The sequence below is a fragment of the Bradyrhizobium sp. C-145 genome (assembly GCF_023375135.1).
In the GTDB taxonomy this organism is placed as follows: Bacteria; Pseudomonadota; Alphaproteobacteria; order Rhizobiales; family Xanthobacteraceae; genus Bradyrhizobium; species Bradyrhizobium zhanjiangense.
Map to the genome: position 1 here is coordinate 4,042,141 of NZ_CP088150.1, position 19,785 is coordinate 4,061,925.

Consider the following 19,785-nt stretch of genomic DNA (forward strand, 5'->3'; position numbering starts at 1 on the left):
GACGTCAAGTGACGTTTCCGATGTGGAGGTGGTCACAGCAACAAAAAGGGCGGCCTCTCGGCCGCCCTTCGATAACGACTATTGTGATGATGGGCTCACGCCTCACGAGCACCCCGTCGTGCTGCCGCAAGTATCGCACTTCATGCAGGTCCCATTCCGCACCAGCGTGAAGTTGCCGCACTCTGAGCACATCTCGCCCTCGTAGCCCTTGGCCTTGGCCTCGGCGCGGCGCTCGGCTTTGCTGGGGGCGGCGGTTGCGGCGGTGCCGGCCTTGCTCCACTGCAGCTGCTCGAGCTTCTCCGTCGGGGAGAGGTCGTGGCTGGCTTCCTGCTTCAGGGCGACGGCGCCTTCGAGGGCGTCGCCGACGCGGGCTGACGTGCCGTGCGAGGCCAGGGCGGTGACCTTATTGCCGCCGGCAGGCGCGCTGTCGTTGCCTTGCGAGACCGCGGTCGAGCCGCCGCGCATCACGAACAGGTTGTCCGTGCGCGAGCGGGTGAGGCCGCGCGAGACCAGTTTTGTCGCGTGGTGGCCGCCGTCCTCGTCCGGCTCCTTGCCTTCCTCGACGCCCTTGCCGAGCGCGTCAAAGCCCGTCTCGTTGGGATCGACGTGGGCGAGGTCGAAGCGAGAGAGGTAGCTCACCGCGAGCTCGCGGAAGACGTAGTCGAGGATCGAGGTCGCGTACTTGATGCTGTCGTTGCCCTGCACGGGGCCCGCCGGCTCGAAGCGGGTGAAAGTGAAGGCGTCGACATATTCGTCCAGCGGCACGCCGTATTGCAGACCGAGCGACACCGCGATGGCGAAGTTGTTGATGAAGGAGCGGAGCGCCGCGCCTTCCTTGTGCATGTCGATGAAGATCTCGCCCAGACGGCCGTCGTCATACTCGCCGGTGCGAAGATAGACCTTGTGGCCGCCGACGACCGCCTTCTGGGTGTAGCCCTTGCGGCGATCCGGCATCTTCTCGCGCTCGCGCATCACGATGATGCGCTCGACCAGCTTCTCGACGATCTTCTCCGAGACCTGGGTCGCGCGTGCGGCCATCGGCTTCTCGTAGAGCTGCTCGACCGCCTCGTCCTCGTCCTCATCGTCGCTGATGAGCTGCGAGTTGAGCGGCTGGCTCAGCTTGGAGCCGTCGCGGTAGAGCGCGTTGGCCTTCAGCGCGAGCTTCCATGACAGCATGTAGGCGGACTTGCAGTCCTCCACCGTGGCGTCGTTCGGCATGTTGATGGTCTTGGAGATCGCGCCCGAGATGAAGGGCTGGCTAGCCGCCATCATGCGGATGTGGCTCTCGACCGACAGGTAGCGCTTGCCGACCTTGCCGCAGGGGTTGGCGCAGTCGAACACCGGATAGTGCTCGGCCTTGAGGTGCGGGGCACCTTCCACCGTCATCGCGCCGCAGATGTGGACGTTGGCCGCCTCGATCTCGCGCTTGGTGAAGCCGACGGCCTGGAGCAGGTCGAAGCCCGGCGCGGCAATGGCTTCAGCGCCGATGCCGAGCTGGTCGCGGATGAAGTCTTCGCCAAAGGTCCACTTGTTGAAGGCGAACTTGATGTCGAAGGCGGTCGGCAGGGCCTTCTCGACCTTGGCGATGGCTTCATCGGTGAAGCCCTTGGCCTTGAGGGTCGAGGCGTTGATGCCCGGCGCGTTGGAGAGCGAGCCGTGGCCGACAGCATAGGCCTCGATCTCGGCGATCTCGCTCTCGCGATAGCCGAGCGCGCGCAGCGCTGCGGGGACCGCGCGGTTGATGATCTTGAAGTAGCCGCCGCCGGCGAGCTTCTTGAACTTCACCAGGGCGAAGTCGGGCTCGATGCCGGTGGTGTCGCAATCCATCACGAGGCCGATGGTGCCGGTCGGCGCGATGACCGTGGTCTGGGCGTTGCGATAGCCGTGCTGCTCGCCGAGCGCGAGCGCCGCATCCCAGGCCGCCTTGGCATGCGCGACCAGGTCTGCCTGCGGACACGAGGCGTGGTCGAGCGGCACTGGGTTGACCGAGAGCGCCTCGTAGCCGGAGGCCTCGCCATGCGCGGCGCGGCGGTGGTTGCGGATCACGCGCAGCATGTGCGCGGCGTTCTTCTTGTAGCCGGGGAAGGTGCCGAGCTCGGCCGCGATCTCCGCCGAGGTCTTGTAGGTGATGCCGGTCATCACGGCGGTCAGCGCGCCGCAGAGCGCGCGACCTTCCTTGCTGTCATAGGGCAGGCCCATGGTCATCAGGAGGCCGCCGATATTGGCGTAGCCGAGGCCGAGCGTGCGGAACTCGTAGGAGAGCTCGGCGATCGCCTTCGACGGAAACTGGGCCATCATCACCGAGATTTCGAGCACGAGGGTCCAGAGCCGGCAGAGATGCTCATAGCCCGCGACGTCGAACAGCTTGGTCGTGGTGTTGTAGAACGTCAGCAGATTGGCGGAGGCGAGGTTGCACGCCGTGTCGTCCAGGAACATGTATTCCGAGCACGGATTGGACGCGCGGATGTCGCCGGACGCCTTGCAGGTGTGCCAGTCGTTCATCGTGGTGTTGAAGTGCAGGCCCGGGTCGGCCGAGGCCCAGGCGGCGTAGCCGATCTTCTCCCAGAGGTCGCGCGCCTTCAGCGTCTTCGTCACCTTCTTGGAGGTGCGGGCGTTGAGATTCCAGTCGCCGTCGGTCTCGACGGCGCGCAGGAAGTCGTCCTTCAGTGAGACCGAGTTGTTGGAGTTCTGACCCGAAACCGTGAGATAGGCTTCCGAATCCCAGTCGGTGTCGTAGGTCTCGAACTGGATGTCCTTGTAGCCCTGCTTGGCGAACTGGATGACGCGCTTGATGTAATTGTCGGGCACGAGGCTGCGGCGGGCGAGCTTGATCTCGCGGCGGAGCGCCGGGTTCTTCTCGGGGTCGAAGCAATCGTCGCCCGAGCCTTCGCAGTTGACGCAGGCCTTCAGCACCGCCTTGAGGTGCTTCTGGTTGATCTTGGATCCGGTGACGAGGGCGGCGACCTTCTGCTCCTCCTTCACCTTCCAGTCGATATAGGTCTCGATGTCGGGGTGATCGACGTCGACGACGACCATCTTGGCGGCACGGCGCGTGGTGCCGCCGCTCTTGATGGCGCCGGCGGCGCGGTCGCCGATCTTGAGGAAGCTCATCAGGCCGCTCGAGCGGCCGCCGCCGGAGAGCTTTTCGCCTTCGCCGCGCAGGCGCGAGAAGTTGGAGCCGGTGCCGGAGCCGTATTTGAACAGGCGGGCTTCGCGGACCCAGAGGTCCATGATGCCGCCTTCGTTGACGAGGTCGTCACCGACGCCCTGGATGAAGCAGGCGTGCGGCTGCGGATGCTCGTAGGCCGACTTGGACTTGGTCAGCTTGCCGGTGAAGGGGTCGACGTAATAATGGCCCTGGCCGGGGCCGTCGATGCCATAGGCCCAGTGCAGGCCGGTGTTGAACCATTGCGGCGAGTTCGGCGCGACCATCTGCATGGCGAGCATGTAGCGGAGCTCGTCGTAGAAGGCCTGGGCGTCTCCATCGGTGGAGAAATAGCCGCCCTTCCAGCCCCAATAGGTCCAGCAGCCGGCGAGGCGGTCGAACACCTGCTTGGCGCTGAGCTCGCTGACATAGCGCTCTTTCTCGGGCAGGAGGCTAAGCGCCTCGGTGTCGGGCACGGAGCGCCACAGGAAGGAGGGGACGGACTCTTCCTCGACCTTCTTCAGGCGCGCGGCGACGCCGGCCTTGCGGAAGTATTTCTGGGCCAGCACGTCGGAGGCGACCTGCGACCATTCGGTCGGCACCTCGACATTGTCGAGCTTGAACACGACCGAGCCGTCGGGATTGCGAATCTCCGACGTGGTCAGCCGGAAATCGATTCCCGCATAAGGTGACTGTCCTACCGTGGTGTGGCGCCGCTCAATCCGCATGGTCTTGCCCCGTCCTTATCTTTGACCGAACCGCCTCCGTTCAGGCGTCCCGGTCACATTTCGCTTCGCGAGTCCTTTTGGCCGTTCGGCCTCTGGGCATCGCAGTTCAGCCGGTGGACCCGGCCCTTGTTCTCCCGGCGCGATTGTTCGGTGCACGCACCTCACATCCGCCGGCATGCCCAGACCCATCCGCCCCCAAGGGGATGCGCCCGACATGCGTTCAACGCCCACACCGCCTCTACTTCTCTCACTTCACGCAGGTGCTACTTCGCACCACCGTGAAGTCTGCCTTCCGAGCCTGTTGCCGGCCCGTTCTGGCGCCCGAAAAGTCCGCTATCCGAGGGCAGACAAGCCCTCATCCCGCTGCCTTTGGCTGGCCGGCGGAGCTGAGATTTGCGAGACCCTTTGGGGGAGTGCCGGCGGGACGCAAACTCACTCGCGCCGAACGGTCCGAAAGCTAGGACTCTCCGTTGCGCCCGTCAAGAACTAGTGCGAGTTCCTGAATCAAATACTAAATATGGTGGATTGTGGGGGATAACAGGGGTCTCGGCCGCGCCTGTTGTGGAGCCAAGTATCAGTGAGTCCTCAGGGATTCCCAACCGAAAAAATTTGCATGCCGTAATGCAGCAGGCGCTTCATCCCGCTGTTCACAGGGCAGCTATATTTTTGGGCGATGGGATTGCGTCAGCGGGACTCACGTAGCCCTACGGAAGGTGAGGGCAGGCATGCCCGCCGAGGCGGTGGTTTGCCCAGCGAATCCGCGCCAAGCTGAGCCCGATTTTGCCGGACTGCCCCCATGCATGATTCGACGAGGCCGGTGCAGCGACCGCGCATCGCCCCCGCCGGCCTGATGTTCCTCGCGATCACCTCGATCGGCTGGGGCTTCAACTGGCCGGTGACGAAATTCCTGCTCGCCGAGCTGCCGCCGCTGACGCTACGCGGGGTGACCGGCGTGCTCGGCGCGGTGCTGCTGGCGCTGCTCGCGGTGATCCGCCGGCAGAGCTTGCGGGTGGAAGGCGCGATCTGGCCGCGCCTGCTGACCGCCGCCGTGCTCAACGTCACCGGCTGGATGGTGCTGATGGGCCTGGCGCTGCTCTGGCTGCCGGCGAGCGAGGCGGCGCTGATCGCCTACACCATGCCGGTCTGGGCCTCGATCATCGCCTGGCCGGTGCTGGGTGAGCGGCCCACGGTCTTGCGCACGCTGGGGCTGGTGATGGCCTTTGCCGGCCTTGCCTCGATCATGGGCGGTAACGGCATTGCTGCCAGCGCAGAAAAGCTGCCGGGCATCATCATGGCGCTGTGCGGCGCGCTCGGCTTTGCCGTCGGCACGGTGTTCTCGAAGAAGTACCCGATCCACCTGCCGCCGATCACTGCCGCGGCCTGGCAGATCGGGATCGGCTGCCTGCCGATCTCGATCATCGGCCTCTTGGTCGAGACCACGCATCTTTCGCAGGTGACGCCGGTCGGCTGGTGGCTGCTGGTCTATTCGGTCGTCGGGCAGTTCTGTATCGCCTATGTCAGCTGGTTCGCCGCGCTGGCGCGCCTGCCGGCCTCGGTCGCCGCGATCGGCACCATGGCGGTGCCTGTCATCGGCGTCGTCACCTCGGCGATCGCGCTCGGCGAGCCGCTCGGGCCAGGGCAGATCGCGGCGCTGATCTTCACGCTTGGAGCCGTCGTGCTGGCGACGCGCTAGCTCGCCGCCACCCCGCCATTCAGCGCCTTTCTGATCATCTCGGCGAGCTGGTTGCGGCGGTAGGGTTTGGTCAGCAGCATCACGCCGTCGTCGAGCTTGCCGTGGTGGACGATCGCGTTGTCGGTGTAGCCGGAGGTATAGAGCACCTTCAGGCCCGGCCGGCGCTTGGCCACCTCCTCGGCGAGCTCGCGGCCGCTCATGCCGCCGGGAATGACGATGTCGGTGAAGAGCAGATCGAACGGCTGGCCGGCCTCGATCAATTGCAGCGCGGCCCGGCTGTCGGGCGCGGCCACCGTCTTGTAGCCGAGGCTCTGGAGCTGCGCGGTGACGAAGTTGCGCACCAGCGTGTCGTCCTCGACCACGAAAATGGTCTCGGCGCCGCCTTCGGCCTGCGGCGCGACGGGAGCCGCCATGTCCGCCGTGCCTTCGCCCGGCGGCAGATAGAGCTTGATCGTGGTGCCGTGGCCTTCCTCGCTGTAGATCTTGATGTGGCCGCCGGACTGCTTGACGAAGCCATAGACCATGGACAGGCCGAGGCCCGAGCCCTTGCCGACCTCCTTGGTGGTGAAGAACGGCTCGAACGCCTTCTGCTGGACTTCGGCCGGCATGCCGGTGCCGGTATCGCTGACGGCGAGCATCACGTAAGGACCAGGCCGCACGTCCGGATTGTTCTGCGCATAGGCCTCGTCGAGCACGACCCGATGGGCCTCGAACAGCAGCTTGCCGCCGTTCGGCATGGCGTCGCGGGCGTTGATCGCCATGTTGAGCACGGCATTGGTGAGCCGGGACGGATCGATGTGCGTCGTCATCGGCCCCTGTTCCAGCACGGTCTCGATCTGGATCTGCTCGCCGAGGGTAGGGCGAAGCAGTTTTGCGATGTCCGCGACCGCAGTGCTGATCTCGACGTTGCGCGGCTGGAGCGGCTGCCTCCGCGCGAACGCCAGCAAATGCTGGATCAGCTCGGCGCAGCGCTCGGCGGCATCGTCGATCAGTCGTGCCGTGCGCTGGAGCTCGGGCTGGCCGTTCAGGCTCTCCACCAGCGTCTCGGTATTGCCGGAGATCACAGTCAGCATGTTGTTGAAGTCGTGCGCGACGCCGCCGGTCAGCTTGCCGATCGCATCCAGCTTCTGCGACTGGTACAGCTGCCGCTCGGTTTCGCGCGAGGTGGTGGCATCATGATAGACCAGCACCGCACCCGAGATATTGCCTTGCCCGTCCAGCATCGGCCGGCCGCTGATCATGAGATGGCGGGGAGGATTGCCGCTGTGCGGCCGGACGATCATCTCCAGCTCTTCGAAGTGCTCGCCGCGCAGCACGCGTGTCGACGGCAGCTCGTCGGCCTTCAGCGGCGTGACACCGTCGCCGTGATAGACGTCGGACAGCGCGCGCAGATTGCGCAAATTCATGCCAGCGCGATGTAACAAGATGCGCTCGGCGGCCGGATTGGACAGCAGGACGGCACCCTCGGTATCGATGACCAGCACCGCTTCCGCCATGCTGCGAAAGGTGCTCTGGAGCACGTTGACCGACAGGCGCAGCTCGTCATGGGCTGCGACAAGATGCTCGGTGCGCTCGGCCACCGCCGCCTCGAGTGCCTCCTTGGCGGCCGTGGTCTCTGTCAGCGTGCTCTGGAGCTGTACCGTGGCGCGCTGGCTCTCGCGCATCACCAGCGCGACCAGGAGCAGGATCAGCACGGCGCCTGCAACGTCGATGCCGAGCAGCACGGTCCCGGTGCGGCGCGAATCCTGAGAGCGCGCTGTGAGCAGGCGCTCTTCCTGGGCGCTCAAATGGTCGAGATTGCCCATCACCGTGTCCATGAGGCCGCGACCCTCGGCCTTGCTGTTGAGCGCGGCAATGCCGGCCTGATCGTTCTCGGCACGCAGGCGCATCGCTGCGGCGGCGATCTCGACCCGGCGCAGCGCCAGCGGCTCGGTGCCCTCCAATAGCGCCACCTGATCCTGACTATCGCGCACTTCGCGCTTGAGGTCGGCGAGGGCCGGCGCGATCTGGGCACGTACCGCCTGAAACTCGTCGTTGAAGCCCGGGCTGCGATAGAGCTCGTAGCCGCGCGCTGCGCTCTCGGCGCGGCGCATCAGCACGCGCAGATCGGAGATCTTCTTCTGCACCTGGACGGTGTGATTGACCCATGCCGCATCGGACCGCGACTTGACGTCGAGGGCGATCGAGGCTGCCGTGATGATCAGGAGGATGGCAAGTCCAGCACCGAGAATGACGCGCTGCGTTGGGATCAAGGGGCTTCTTTCTTGTCCTTCGGCTGTGCGCTCCCGCCCGCGCCGGTGAGGCATTCCCGGATCGTGGTCAGCAGCGCGTCCGGCGTGAACGGCTTGCGCAGGCAGCGGGTCGCGCCGAGCTCCAGCGCCATGCGGAGAAAGTCGGGGGAAGGCGAGGCGGACGAGGCGAAGGCGTAGCCGGACATCGCGATCAGCGGCGTGGCGGGCGCCCGCTCGTGAAAGATGCGGATGGACTCGAAGCCGCGCATGTGCGGCATGAAGATGTCGACCAGCATCACGTCGAAAGTCTGTGTTTCGAGCGCAGCCAATCCCGCTTCTCCGCCGTCGGTCAACGTGACGTCGAAGCCCTGACGTTGGAGGAGGACCTCGATGGTCGCGCCGACCATCGGATCGTCATCAACCACGAGAATACGCGGCATGACACTTCCCAGTAATCGAAGTCCCCACTGTGGTTTGTGATATCCGCGAATCGTGGGTCGGGTCAATTTTGGATTGGGTCAACGTAGATATGCACGGCGCAGTGCATAAAGGTCCGCCTGCGTCGTCGCATAGGGGCGTCACAGTCGGCGAGTAACGTTTCCGCAAAGCCCGTGAGGGTCGATCGACACGCGAAAGGCGCCGCATCGCTGCGACGCCTTTGCTTCAAATGTCATCGATCGGCTTAGGGGCAGGGATGACGCAGGCCGTCATAGCCGAGGTAGGTGCCCGAAGCCGGGTCGTACGATCTGTAGCGCTGCGCGCAATAGGCCGCGGAGTCGCCGCCGCTGTCCGGCACAACCGCCACTGACGGCTCATCATAATAGTAGCTGTCGCCGTAGTAGTAGGGGTCGTCGTAATAGCCATAGCCGCCGCCGTAATAGGCGTACGAGCCGAGGCCGCCGATCGCGGCGCCTGCCGCGAAGCCGGGCCAGAAGCCACCGCGATGATGATGGCGCCAGCCGCCGCTCCAAGTTCCGCCGCTCCAGGTGCCGGACGGGGCGGTTGCGACGCTGCGGGTGCCGCTGAAGGTCGGCGAGATCGCGGGTCGGCTCACCGTGCCGGCCGCGAAACTCCCGCCGCTTGGACGTACCGCGGTGCCGGCCGCGAAACTGCCACTGCTTGGACGTGCCGCGGGGCCAGCTGCGAAACTGCCACCGCTTGGACGCGCCGCGGGGCCAGCCGCAAAACTGCCGCCGCCACCGCCACCCATGCGTGCGCCGCCTCCGCCGAAGTGAGCACCGCCTCCACCGCCGACATGGGCGCCACCGCCCACGGTAGGACGATTCTGAGCAAAGCTCGGGCTCGCCAGCGGAAGAACCAGCGCCATAGCCGCGGCGGCACTCAAAACTTTCAGACTTTTCATGATCAAGCTCCTTTCCCGGAAGCCAACCCTGCGAAATGGCAGTGGTTCCTGGATCACGCCGGTTTGCATGCGTGCAGGAAGCGTCTCACCTGAGCGCTGTACCCGGGATGAACAGATCGCGTCCGATTTGCGGCAGGCCCGTGCCGGGGGCCCCTCATTTGCGGAGAGCACGGCTGTCCCTGCCGAACTGGACATTTCTGCGCCCGGATGGCATCAGGACCCGACGAAGCAGGGCCCTTGCCGCATGAAACAATTCTTCCTCAAGTTCTTCACCTGGTGGAATGGCCAGACGTTTGGCACGCAACTTTGGACCAAGCGATACGGGGAGCTGGTCGGCCAGGACGAGCAGGGCAATCTCTATTATCGGACCCGCGGCGGGGCGATCGATCCGACGCTCGGCTTCGAGCGGCGCTGGGTGGTCTATAACGGCTATGCCGAAGCGAGCCGCATCCCGCCGTCCTGGCACGGCTGGATTCATCACGTCGTCGATGTGCCGCCGACCGAGGCCAACTACCAGCCGCGCGAGTGGGAAAAGCCGCACCAGCCGAATCTCACCGGTACGGCGAAGGCCTACCGTCCCTCGGGCTCGACGCTCGCCAGCGGCCGGCGGCCGAAGGCGACCGGCGACTATCAGCCCTGGACCCCGGCTAACTGAGGTCTGTCCCCTCGCCACTGGATGTACACGCATCCGCCTCGCAACCGCTGTGGACAACGGGAACAGCGGGGATGCCGCATGCGCCGGCGTTGTGCTCACGCCAGCGATGCGGCTCAATGGTCCCATCTTACGGAGATGGGAGACCATCGCGTTCGGTTCGGGCAACAGTTCGCGACTGTCCCGAGATGCAGCGGCCGCCGAGTAAGGACTCGATCGGGAGATAGGCCCCCGGTCTGGAAGTTCCGAAATCGCCCGATGGAATGTGCAGCCGCCGTAAGACAGGAAAGGCCGCTTGGGAAACCAAGCGGCCTTTTTCTTTGAGGCACTTCGTCAGCCGGTTTGTGCGCCTCAGTCGTAGCGCACCTTCGGGAAGAAGTCGCCGCGGCCTTCAGGCGTCATGTCGAGCAGGCCCCAGAGCGGATCGACCAGATCACCGGCGCGATGATGCTGCTTCGGCGCGGGCGGCGCGAAACTCATCTCCGAGCCCCAGAAGTGCCTGATCTTGCCATTCGCCTTCCTGAAGACGTTGAAGATCGTCTCGTCCCAATTCTGCCCGTCGGGAACGTGGTGCTGCGCGCGCATATCCTTAGAGAACTTCGAGGTGTCGCCGAAGTAGTCCGCATCAAAGGTGTTGCCGGCCGTGGACAGCAGCGACAGATGTTCCCAACCTCGTTCGTGGGCCCAGGCTGCGAGACGCGCGATCGGCGATTTCGCAACGATGTGAAGCGCTGCACGCTCGCCGACATGCCGTGCGGCACCGTCGAGCCCGTCAAGCAAATGGGTGCAGCCGGGGCAGGGCAGCTCGCGCTCCGGCCCATACATGAAGCTGTACAGAACCAGCGTTTCATGAGGGCCGAACAGCTCCGACATCCTGACCTGTTCTGGCATGCTCGTTTTGCCGATGCGTTCGAAGACGTAATCTTGGAGCACCTCGCCGCCGAGCGGTAGCGCGCGACGCCTGGCGGCAACGGCCTCAATCTGAGCTCGGAGGGCAATCTCCTCATCCAGCAGCGCATTTCGCGCGGCACGATACTCAGTGCTTTCATTGGGGTAGTGGAGATGCTCCATGATTGTGCTCCGGATGCTGTGAGTTTCGTGCGGGTCTAACTCCTCCCCTAAAAACTCAGTTCCACCACCGAAGGCGGAACGTCTACATCACCCGCGCCGCCGCGCGTTCGACGGCCTCGATACGGCGGACCTGGTTCGGCGCGATGCGCTCGTTGAGGCGAGCAAGGACCTCGGCGGGCGCGGTGTCGGGCGAGCCCGCATTGAACGGCGGCGCCGGGTTGTATTCGAGCCCGAGCTGGATCGCCTCCGCCGCGGTGCGGTCAACCAGGATCGACACCAGCGTCAGCGCGAAATCGATTCCTGCAGTGACACCGCCGCCCGTCACGCGATTGCGATCGACGCAGACGCGCGTCTTGGTGGGCGTGGCGCCGAACCGGCCGAGCATCTCCATCGCGCTCCAATGGGTGGCGGCGCGGTAGCCCTTCAACAGGCCGGCGGCGCCGAGCGCCAGCGATCCCGTGCAGACCGAGGTGACGTATTTGGCGCCTTCTGCCTGCCGGCGCAGGAATTCGAGCACCTCCTCGTCATTGAGCAGATCGTCGGTGCCGCGGCCGCCGGGTACGCAGATCACGTCGAGTTGCGGGCAATCGGCGAATGTCGTGGTCGGCGTCACGATGAGCGCGGAATCGCTCGGCACCGGCTCGATCCGTTTCCAGATCAAATGCAGCTTGGCGCCGGGGACGGCGGCGAACACCTGCAGCGGGCCGGTGAAGTCGAGCTGGGTGACACGCGGAAACACCAGCAGTCCGATCTGAAGCGGTAACGACATGGGAGCCTCCGAAAAATGAGCTTGACGCCGGCAGGATGGCATGATGCCCTTCTGTCCGGAATGGCATAATTCCCTCACTTTCGGACATGACCATGATCGGCATCCTGATCTTCCCGGATTTCCAGTTGCTCGATGCGGCGGGCCCGATCTCGGCATTCGAGGTCGCCGCGCGCTGCACCGGCAAGGCGCCTGGCATTCGCGTGCTGGCGGCGACGGCGGGACTCGTGCGCAGCTCGTCGGGCGTCGAGATGATGGCGCGGGATTTCAAGTCGGCGAACGCGATCACGACGCTGGTCGTGGCCGGCGGCGCGGGCGTTGCGGATGCCGCGCGCTGCGAGATCACGCGCGCCTTCGTGCAGCGCCTGGCAAAGCGTGGCGTGCGGGTCGCGAGCGTCTGCTCGGGCGCCTATGTGCTCGCCGAAGCGGGACTGCTCGACGGCCGCCGCGCCACCACCCATTGGGGGCGGACGCGCGATTTCGTCGCGCGCTATCCCAAGGTGAAGTTCGAGCCGGACCAGATTTTCACCCGCGACGGCAATGTCTGGACCTCGGCGGGAATCTCCGCCGGCATCGATCTCGCGCTCGCGATGGTCACTGAGGACCACGGCGAGGAGATCGCGCAACAGACCGCGCGGCACCTCGTGCTCTATCACCGCCGCAGCGGCGGCCAGTCGCAATTCTCCTCGCTGCTGGAGCTGAAGACGCCGAACGGGCGCTTCGGCGCGCTGTTGTCCTGGGCGCGGGAAAATCTCGACGCGCCGCTGACGGTGGAGGATCTCGCTGATCGCGCCGGCATGAGCGCACGACATTTCGCCCGCGCCTTTGCCGCCGAGACCGGCACGACGCCGTCGAAGGCCATCGAGCGGTTGCGGCTCGAGGTCGCGCGGGAGCGCGTGCAGTCCTCGCGCGAGGCGATCGAGCTCGTTGCAGAAACGACCGGATTCGGCGACCCCGAGCGAATGCGGCGCGCCTTCATCCGCGCCTTCGGCCAACCGCCTCAGGCACTGCGTCGCGCGGCGCGGGCAGGCTAGGGCGTGCGCTCGTTTGTGCGGGATGGCTAGGTCCGCTTTGCCACAGAGGACTAAACCGCTCGCGCGGTAGGACCCCGGGGCTGGCGACACAGCCAAGACGATAGCGCGACGGGGCGTCCTGTCTTGAGATGAGGGGTTCGCAACCTTCATCCAAGACAGGAGCATCCCCATGACCGACGAGGCAATGAGCCCGTTGCGCCGGCGCATGATCGAGGACATGACGATCCGCAAGCTCGCGCCGAAGACCCAACATGACTACGTGCAAAGAATCAAGAACTTCGCCGCGTTTCTCGGGCGCTCGCCGGATACGGCGACCTTCGAGGACGTGCGCCGCTATCAGCTACATCTGACGGCAAGCGGCGTTGGCGTGCCGACCATCAACCAGACCGTCTCGACGCTGCGGTTCTTCTTTCGGGTCACGCTCAAGCGCCACGAGATCGTCGAACACACCCATGTCATTCACGAGCCGCGCAAGCTGCCGGTGGTGCTCAGCGTCGAGGAAGTGGCGCGGCTGCTCGATGCCGCGCCGGGGCTGAAGTACAAGGCGGCCTTGAGCGTGGCCTACGGCGCTGGCCTGCGCGCCACTGAAGTGGTCTCGCTCAAGGTCTCCGATATCGACAGCAAGCGCATGATCATCCGCGTCGAGCAGGGCAAGGGCGGCAAGGACCGTCACGTCATGCTATCGCCGAGCCTGCTGGACCTGCTGCGGGCCTGGTGGAAGGCGGCGCGTCCGCAGGGTTGGCTGTTCCCGGGACGCGATCCGGCGCAGCCGATGACCACGCGCCAGCTCAATCGCGCCTGTCACGCCGCTGCGCAAATGGCGGAGATCAACAAGCGCGTCTCGCTGCACACCTTGCGGCACAGCTTCGCTACCCACCTCCTGGAGCAGAACATCGATGTCCGCGTGATCCAGGTGCTGCTCGGTCATGCCAAGCTCGACACCACGGCGCTGTATACCCGCGTCGCGACCAAGACGATCAGCGAGGTCATGAGCCCGCTGGAGCACATCGCGCTCAAACTCAAGGAGATCCGGCCGCCCGGCTGACGCCAAAGCGGTGTCGCGCCCGGCTTTGGAGGTTGCGGATATCTTCCGCGACCATGGCCCGGCATGGCGCAAGGCCCATGCCGGCCATGTCAGCCTCCACCAGCTCAAGGTGATGTCGGCGATCGAGCGCTGCCGCACGGCAGCCCTCGGCGGCCATGTCGCGCGCTGTGAGGACTGCGCCTATACGACCATCGCCTACAACTCCTGCCGCAACCGGCACTGCCCGAAGTGCCAGGGCGCCGCCGCGAAGGAATGGCTTGCCGACCGCGCGGCCGAGCTGCTGCCGGTGCCGTACTATCATGTGGTGTTCACGCTGCCGGCGGCCATCGCCGACATCGCTTACCAGAACAAGACCGTCCTCTACGACCTCTTGTTCAAGGTCTCGGCCGAGACCATGCTGACGATCGCCGCCGATCCGAAGCATTTGGGGGCCAGGATCGGCATTACCTCCGTGCTGCACACCTGGGGCTCGGCGCTCACCCATCACCCGCATGTGCACATGATCGTGCCGGGCGGCGGCATCTCGCTGGACAATAAGCGCTGGATATCGTGCCGGCCGGGCTTCTTGCTGCCGGTGCGCGTACTCTCCCGCCTGTTCCGGCGCGTGTTCCTGGAGAAGCTCGTCGCTGCCCACCAAGCCGGCCGCCTCAGCTTCTTCGGCGATTACGCCCACCTCGCCGAGGCGCAATCCTTCGCAGCTTACCTCACCCCGCTGCGCAAGGCCGAGTGGGTCGTCTACGCCAAGCGGCCGTTCGGCGGTCCCGAGGCAGTGCTGGCCTATCTGTCGCGCTACACCCACCGTGTTGCCATCGCCAACAGCCGCCTGATTGCCTGCGACCAGCGTGGCGTCACCTTCAAGTGGAAGGACTATCGCATCGAGGGCCGTGATCGCTACAAGCAGATGACGCTCGGGACCTTCGAGTTCATCCGCCGCTTCCTCATCCACGTGCTGCCACGCGGCTTCCACCGCATCCGCCACTACGGCCTGTTCGCCAAAGGCGCTTGCGCCGATAACATCGCCCGCGCCCGTGAGCTGCTCGCCGTTGCAAAACCTCAAGATGAGCCCACCGCTGCCGCCATCGATCCCAGCAAGCCGAGCTGTCCGTGCTGCGGCGGTCGCATGATCGTCATCGAGGTCTTCGCGCGCGGTGCAACGTCACGGTACCAGCCAACAGGTCCTCAGAGCGTCATCAGGATCGACACCTCATGACCGCGTCAAAGTCCTACAAATCTGCTCGTTACACGCGCCGGCTCTCGACCGGCCACGGCAGAGTGCACTCAGATGTAAAGCTGTCGTCTAAAATCGCCCGACAATTTGCTGCGTTCGACGCAATCTGTCGCTCTTCCATCAGCCGCGGCATCGTCAGCCAGCTTGCTGCGTCGGCTCGATCCCAATCGCACGCTCCGCCCGCGGCGCTCAAATCCCCATAGCGCACGCCGCACCACCAACGTATCCCCTCCCGCGGTTTCCTCCCTTGGAGGCTTTCGGACGCCGACCCTCGGAGCCCGCGGCACCGTCAATCATTGGGCCGGCATCCGAAACCCTTCACAAAAGCGGATGTCAACGAGGCAAAGGCGAATGTCCGCCTTGGGTCCGGAAGCTGACGATCAGATCAGCTCGAATATGAGCGATCGCGATGACTGCGCAACTAGCGAGTCCGCCGCCGTCTTACCAGCCAGTACACGCCGTAACCGATCGCGAGCATAGGCAGGCCGGCACCTGCAATCGGTCCGGGGGCTCCACTGACATGGGCCGGCTTATTCTGGCCGGGCGCACTGGGACAATTCCCATTGCCGTTGCAAGCTGAGGCAGATGGCACGATCGTCATCGCCAGAGTGAACGCAAATGCTGCTGCGGAAAGAACGCCCCAAGGGATCTTCATGGGATACTCTCCTCTCCTAAGGTTGCGCTTAGGTTGCGCCCCGCCAAGCAGCCTGCGAATTAAAGATATAATATTTTATCTTCCATTTAAAATTAAAAAGATAACCAAAGTTAACCGGCATTGTGTCTGAATGCCGCATGACTCTTCGGGTTCCATCGGCGACATTCCGAGTTGGAACCGCCCGTTCGATGACGCTCGAAAGCAGACATCCTGGATTATGAGTACTGCTTAGGTCGTGCTGTTTGCCGCCGCCCCGCTCGACGTCTCTGCGCGCGCGGTCAAGCGTCGGGCGATCGGCATCAGCAGGTACGGCGCAAGGTGAATCGGAAATTGCGTCAGCGCAAAATAGAGCCAGGTCGTCGCCGGCAGCGCACCGGCGGTTGCCGCCAGCATCAGGCCCAGATTGCGCTGTGACACCATCAGGCCGATCGCGAAGGCGCGCTCGATGCCGACGCGGCGGAAGATCAGCGTCGTCACGGCGAGCAGGGTGAAATAGACCGCAAAGGCCAGCAGCGCGACGGCGATCGTGAACAGGGGATCGGTGATGAGGTCGCTGGCGACGTCGCCCATCACCGCGGAGGCGAACACCAGGAGGATGACGATGTTGATGCCGTCGATCGGCCGCTTGTGACGCTGGATCGCTGCGGTGCCGAACAGGCGGCGGATGATCGTCGCGGCCAGCAGCGATGCGGCGAGGATGCCGAGCAGCTTCAGGCCGAGCGTCAGCGGCGCGATGCTGAGCATGCCGCCGAGAAAGAGGCTCGCGAACAGCGAGGCGGTGAAAGGCACGAGCGCGGTCGAGGTCACCAGCGTGACCAGCACCAAGGTGGCATCGAGGCCCATCAGCGCGGCAAGGGCCGGCGCGGCCATCATCGGCGAGGCCATGCCCTGGAGCATCAGCGCGAGAGCCAAGCCGGGTGAGCTCGTGGTGAGCCCGGTCGCGTAGGCGGCGAGGGCGACGATCAGCGGCACGCCAATCGTGGTCCAGGCCGTGGCGGCCGCGACCAGCGCCGGCCGGCGCAGATGTCCGTACAGCGCGACGAGATCGACCCGCATGAAGGAGATGCAGAGCAGAAGGAAGATCGCCTCGGTGACATAGGGACGCAGCAGCGCACCAAGGGGCGGCACCGCGACCGCGATGAAGGCGATGGCCGCCACCGCGCGCGTGCCCTGACCGCCGAGCCATGTCAGCCCGCGCAGGGGGAGAGCGAAGACGGTTTGAAGAACGGAGGGCATGCGGAACGGCGTCAGCCCAGCGCCTTCAGCCACGCGCCGATCTCGCGCACGGCGACGTTGGCCTCTCGCAACAATTTTCCCATCGTGAAGAAGCCGTGGAACTGACCGGGATAGTGCTTGGTAGTCACGGGCACACCGGCCTGCTTCAGACGCTCGGCATATTCGTTGCCTTCGTCGCGGAGAGGATCGGCGCCGGCGGTCAGCACATAGGCCGGCGGCAGGCCAATGAGGCTCGCAGCGCGCGCGGGCGAGGCACGCCAGTCGTGGATGTCGGCCGCGCCATTGAGATAGTGGTCGCGGAACCAGCGGATCACCGAATGGGTCAGCAGCACGCTAGTCTCGGGCTCGCTGTGGGAGCCGTGCGTCATTGCGAAATCGGTGGCTGGATAGATCAGGACCTGGCCCGCGATTGCGGGACCGTTGCCATCGCGCACGGCCAGCGCCACGACCGCGGTGAGATTGCCGCCGGCGCTGTCGCCGCCGATCGAGAGGCGCGCGGCGTCGATGCCGAGATCGTGCGCATTCGCGGCGACCCATTTGGTCGCGGCGATGGCGTCCTCGACGGCGGCGGGAAACTTGTGCTCGGGCGCAAGGCGATAGTCGACCGAGATCACGATCAGCGCGCCTTCGACCGCGAGCTGGCGGCAGACGACGTCATGGGAGTCGAGATCGCCGATCACCCAGCCGCCGCCGTGGAAGAACACCAGCGCCGGCGACAGGCCGTCGTGCCGGCGCGGTTCCTTCGGAACGTAGAGGCGGGCAGGGATCACGCCATGCGGCGCCGGGATCGCGAGCTGTGTGACGCGGGCAAGCTCCGGCGGCTCGGGGTTGGTGGCAAAGCGCGCCTGCGAGTAGTAGGCGCGCGCCTCCGGTGCGGTCAGGGTTTCATAGGCGGGCCGGCCGGCCTCCTGGAACGCCTTGTAGACGGCGGCGGCATCGGGATCGAGCACGACGGGCATGGGGGGCGGCCTCAGGGTTTCCAGTTATGGTTGGACCGTCGTTTCGGGGGCGAAGCCCGCCGCGGCCCCGGGGAAGGGTCTTTGCGACTATCCCATCCGGGAGCCGGTCTGGCCAGTCGGCGCCGGGCGGGGCAGGGATGCCGCCCTTCCCCCGCCGTATTCGCCGTGTTAACCGGAGGGCCTGCGAGCGGCGGTATCCCCTGTAAAATGTCCAACAAGCCCGATTCGCTGTTGAAGCCGCGCGAGATGTTCAAAACCCTTTCCCTGACAGGCCTTGCGGCGCTGCTGGCCGCCACCGCGCTCACGGTTGCGACGCCGGCGCAGGCGCAGATCGGCACGATTTTCTCCGATCCGCCGCCGCTGCGGCCGCCCGGCAACATTCCGCGCGGCCAGCCGCAGCCGCAGCAGATTCCCGACGACGACGAAGAGGTGCCGGAGCTGCCGCCGCAGGGCCGGGTGCTGCCGTCGCGCCCGATGCCGCCGCCTCCGGGCCGGCAGGGCAATGTGATGCCCGGGCCGGTCGAGACCCAGCCCCTGGCGCCACCGCCGGGCTCCAGCGTCGCGCCGCCAAACCAGCCGCCCTCCGCGGCGATCGCTCCGCCCAGTCCGCAAGGCGCGCCCGGTCAGCGCCAGCCCCAGCAGAAGGGCGCACCTAGCACGGTCCCGCAGACGCCGGCGAGCCTCCAGCCGGGCGACGAGGTCGTGACCGAACCGCCGGCCCAGAAGATCGTGAACAAGAAGGCGACCTTCTCCGGCCTCGACAAGATCACCGGACGCATCATCAATTTCGACGAGGAGATCGGCGAGACCGTCCAGTTCGGCGCGCTGCGGGTCAAGACCGACGCCTGCTATACGCGGCCGGCAACGGAGGCCACCAACACGGATGCCTTCGTCGAGGTCGACGAGATCACCTTGCAGGGCGAGGTGAAGCGCATCTTTTCGGGCTGGATGTATGCCGCAAGCCCCGGCCTGCACGGCGTCGAGCATCCGATCTACGATATCTGGCTCACCGACTGCAAAGAGCCGCAGCAGACCATTGCCACCGCCGCGCCGGACCCCGCGGCCAAGCCGGCCCCGCCACCGCCGCCTGCGCAGAAGAAGGCCGCGCCCAAGCAGGTGCAGCAGCGTCCGCCGCAGCCTCTGCCACCAATCCAGCAGCAGCAACCGGCTCCGCCGCCTCCGCCACCAGAGCAGCGGCCTGGTTTGTTCGGTATCCCCGGGTTCGGCCGCTAAGTCCGGCTATCGATCATTGTCGCGAAGAGATGATCTCGAGCGCGCGCGCGCCCGGAATCGCCTCACCGGCAGAGAGCCTCAGGAAATCGCCGGGCTCGCCCGCGAGCGCCCTGTCGAGCAGCGCGGTGTAGCGCCGCCGCGAGATCTCGACCGCGCCGAAGCTCTTCAAATGCTCGGTGACATATTGCGTGTCGAGCAGCTCGAAGCCGCCTTGGATGAGCCGCGCGACCAAGTGCACCAGCGCGACCTTCGAGGCATCGCGCGCGGTGTGGAACATGCTCTCGCCGAAGAAGGCGCGCCCCAAGCTGACGCCGTACAGCCCGCCGACGAGGTCGTCACCCTGCCAGGCCTCGACGCTGTGGCAATGGCCGAGCTCGTACAGGCCGCCATAGAGGTCGCGGATGCGCTTGTTGATCCAGGTATCCTCGCGCCCGGCTTGCGGCGCCGCGCAGCCGGCGATCGTCGCCTTGAACGCGGTGTTGACGGTGACGCGAAATGCATCCGAACGCACCGTGCGCGCGAGCCGCGAGGCGACGCGGAATCCGTCGAGCGGGATGACGCCGCGCAGCTCCGGCTCGACCCAGAACAGGGTCGGATCGTCGGCGCTTTCCGCCATCGGAAAGATGCCGCAGGCATAGGCACGCAGCAGCACGGCCGGCGTGATTTCAGAAGAGGCAGAGTCGCGAGACGTCATGGCGCGCGACAATAGCAGGATCGCAATGCGGTTGCGATGGGTGGCACAAAGC

15 protein-coding genes are annotated in these 19,785 nt (G+C 65.6%); 6 read left to right on the forward strand and 9 right to left on the reverse strand.

Features of this window, described 5'->3' with window-relative positions:
- Nucleotides 1-102: 102 nt before the first annotated feature.
- Nucleotides 103-3,873: a vitamin B12-dependent ribonucleotide reductase gene (locus LRP30_RS18820; RefSeq protein ID WP_249761323.1), complete on the reverse strand. Its 3,771-nt coding sequence runs from the start codon at nt 3,871-3,873 to the stop codon at nt 103-105.
- A 796-nt stretch (nt 3,874-4,669) separates the two neighbouring features.
- On the opposite strand from LRP30_RS18820, the gene LRP30_RS18825 reads away from it, so the two are divergent.
- Entirely contained in the window at nt 4,670-5,566 is an 897-nt protein-coding gene (locus LRP30_RS18825; RefSeq protein ID WP_249761324.1) for a DMT family transporter, read from the forward strand.
- On the opposite strand, the gene LRP30_RS18830 is transcribed toward LRP30_RS18825, so the two are convergent.
- The 3 genes from LRP30_RS18830 to LRP30_RS18840 all read right to left on the reverse strand — a co-directional run bounded on the left by LRP30_RS18830 (nt 5,563) and on the right by LRP30_RS18840 (nt 9,160).
- Nucleotides 5,563-7,818, reverse strand: coding sequence for a CHASE3 domain-containing protein (locus LRP30_RS18830; RefSeq protein WP_249761325.1), 2,256 nt, complete (start codon nt 7,816-7,818; stop codon nt 5,563-5,565). The two genes, LRP30_RS18825 and LRP30_RS18830, sit on opposite strands and share 4 nt — an antisense overlap.
- The gene (locus tag LRP30_RS18835) at nt 7,815-8,237 is read right to left on the reverse strand and encodes a response regulator (RefSeq protein WP_091888060.1); all 423 of its coding nucleotides are present in this window, start codon (nt 8,235-8,237) and stop codon (nt 7,815-7,817) included. Before LRP30_RS18835 ends, LRP30_RS18830 begins: the two co-directional genes overlap by 4 nt.
- 242 nt (nt 8,238-8,479) lie before the next feature.
- On the reverse strand, nt 8,480-9,160 hold the full coding sequence (locus tag LRP30_RS18840; RefSeq protein ID WP_249761326.1) for a BA14K family protein: 681 nt from the start codon (nt 9,158-9,160) through the stop codon (nt 8,480-8,482).
- Between the two features lie 244 nt (nt 9,161-9,404).
- On the opposite strand from LRP30_RS18840, the gene LRP30_RS18845 reads away from it, so the two are divergent.
- Nucleotides 9,405-9,815, forward strand: coding sequence for an NADH:ubiquinone oxidoreductase subunit NDUFA12 (locus LRP30_RS18845; RefSeq protein ID WP_128934126.1), 411 nt, complete (start codon nt 9,405-9,407; stop codon nt 9,813-9,815).
- Between the two features lie 348 nt (nt 9,816-10,163).
- Here LRP30_RS18845 and LRP30_RS18850 read toward each other — a convergent pair whose 3' ends face one another.
- Nucleotides 10,164-10,883, reverse strand: a complete 720-nt coding sequence (locus tag LRP30_RS18850) for a DUF899 family protein (RefSeq protein WP_249761327.1) — start codon at nt 10,881-10,883, stop codon at nt 10,164-10,166.
- Nucleotides 10,884-10,965: 82 nt separating this feature from the next.
- Nucleotides 10,966-11,652, reverse strand: coding sequence for a DJ-1/PfpI family protein (locus LRP30_RS18855; RefSeq protein ID WP_249761328.1), 687 nt, complete (start codon nt 11,650-11,652; stop codon nt 10,966-10,968).
- A gap of 92 nt (nt 11,653-11,744) precedes the next feature.
- Between LRP30_RS18855 and LRP30_RS18860 the strand changes: the two genes are divergently transcribed.
- The 3 genes from LRP30_RS18860 to LRP30_RS18870 all read left to right on the forward strand — a co-directional run bounded on the left by LRP30_RS18860 (nt 11,745) and on the right by LRP30_RS18870 (nt 14,938).
- Nucleotides 11,745-12,683 (forward strand): GlxA family transcriptional regulator, encoded by a 939-nt coding sequence (locus LRP30_RS18860; protein WP_128934124.1) that lies wholly within the window; start codon nt 11,745-11,747, stop codon nt 12,681-12,683.
- A gap of 169 nt (nt 12,684-12,852) precedes the next feature.
- Nucleotides 12,853-13,728, forward strand: coding sequence for a site-specific integrase (locus LRP30_RS18865; RefSeq protein ID WP_249757956.1), 876 nt, complete (start codon nt 12,853-12,855; stop codon nt 13,726-13,728).
- A gap of 10 nt (nt 13,729-13,738) precedes the next feature.
- Nucleotides 13,739-14,938: an IS91 family transposase gene (locus LRP30_RS18870; protein WP_249757957.1), complete on the forward strand. Its 1,200-nt coding sequence runs from the start codon at nt 13,739-13,741 to the stop codon at nt 14,936-14,938.
- A gap of 901 nt (nt 14,939-15,839) precedes the next feature.
- Here the strand turns inward: LRP30_RS18870 and LRP30_RS18875 are convergent.
- Complete coding sequence (locus LRP30_RS18875) at nt 15,840-16,847, reverse strand: Na+-dependent transporter (protein ID WP_249761787.1); 1,008 nt, start codon at nt 16,845-16,847, stop codon at nt 15,840-15,842.
- A gap of 11 nt (nt 16,848-16,858) precedes the next feature.
- Complete coding sequence (locus LRP30_RS18880) at nt 16,859-17,806, reverse strand: alpha/beta hydrolase (protein WP_249761329.1); 948 nt, start codon at nt 17,804-17,806, stop codon at nt 16,859-16,861.
- A 207-nt stretch (nt 17,807-18,013) separates the two neighbouring features.
- Between LRP30_RS18880 and LRP30_RS18885 the strand changes: the two genes are divergently transcribed.
- A complete protein-coding gene (locus LRP30_RS18885) occupies nt 18,014-19,039 on the forward strand; it encodes a DUF2155 domain-containing protein (protein ID WP_249761330.1) in 1,026 nt (341 codons plus the stop codon).
- A 13-nt stretch (nt 19,040-19,052) separates the two neighbouring features.
- On the opposite strand, the gene aat is transcribed toward LRP30_RS18885, so the two are convergent.
- On the reverse strand, nt 19,053-19,733 hold the full coding sequence (aat, locus tag LRP30_RS18890) for a leucyl/phenylalanyl-tRNA--protein transferase (protein WP_249761331.1): 681 nt from the start codon (nt 19,731-19,733) through the stop codon (nt 19,053-19,055).
- Nucleotides 19,734-19,785: the final 52 nt, after the last annotated feature.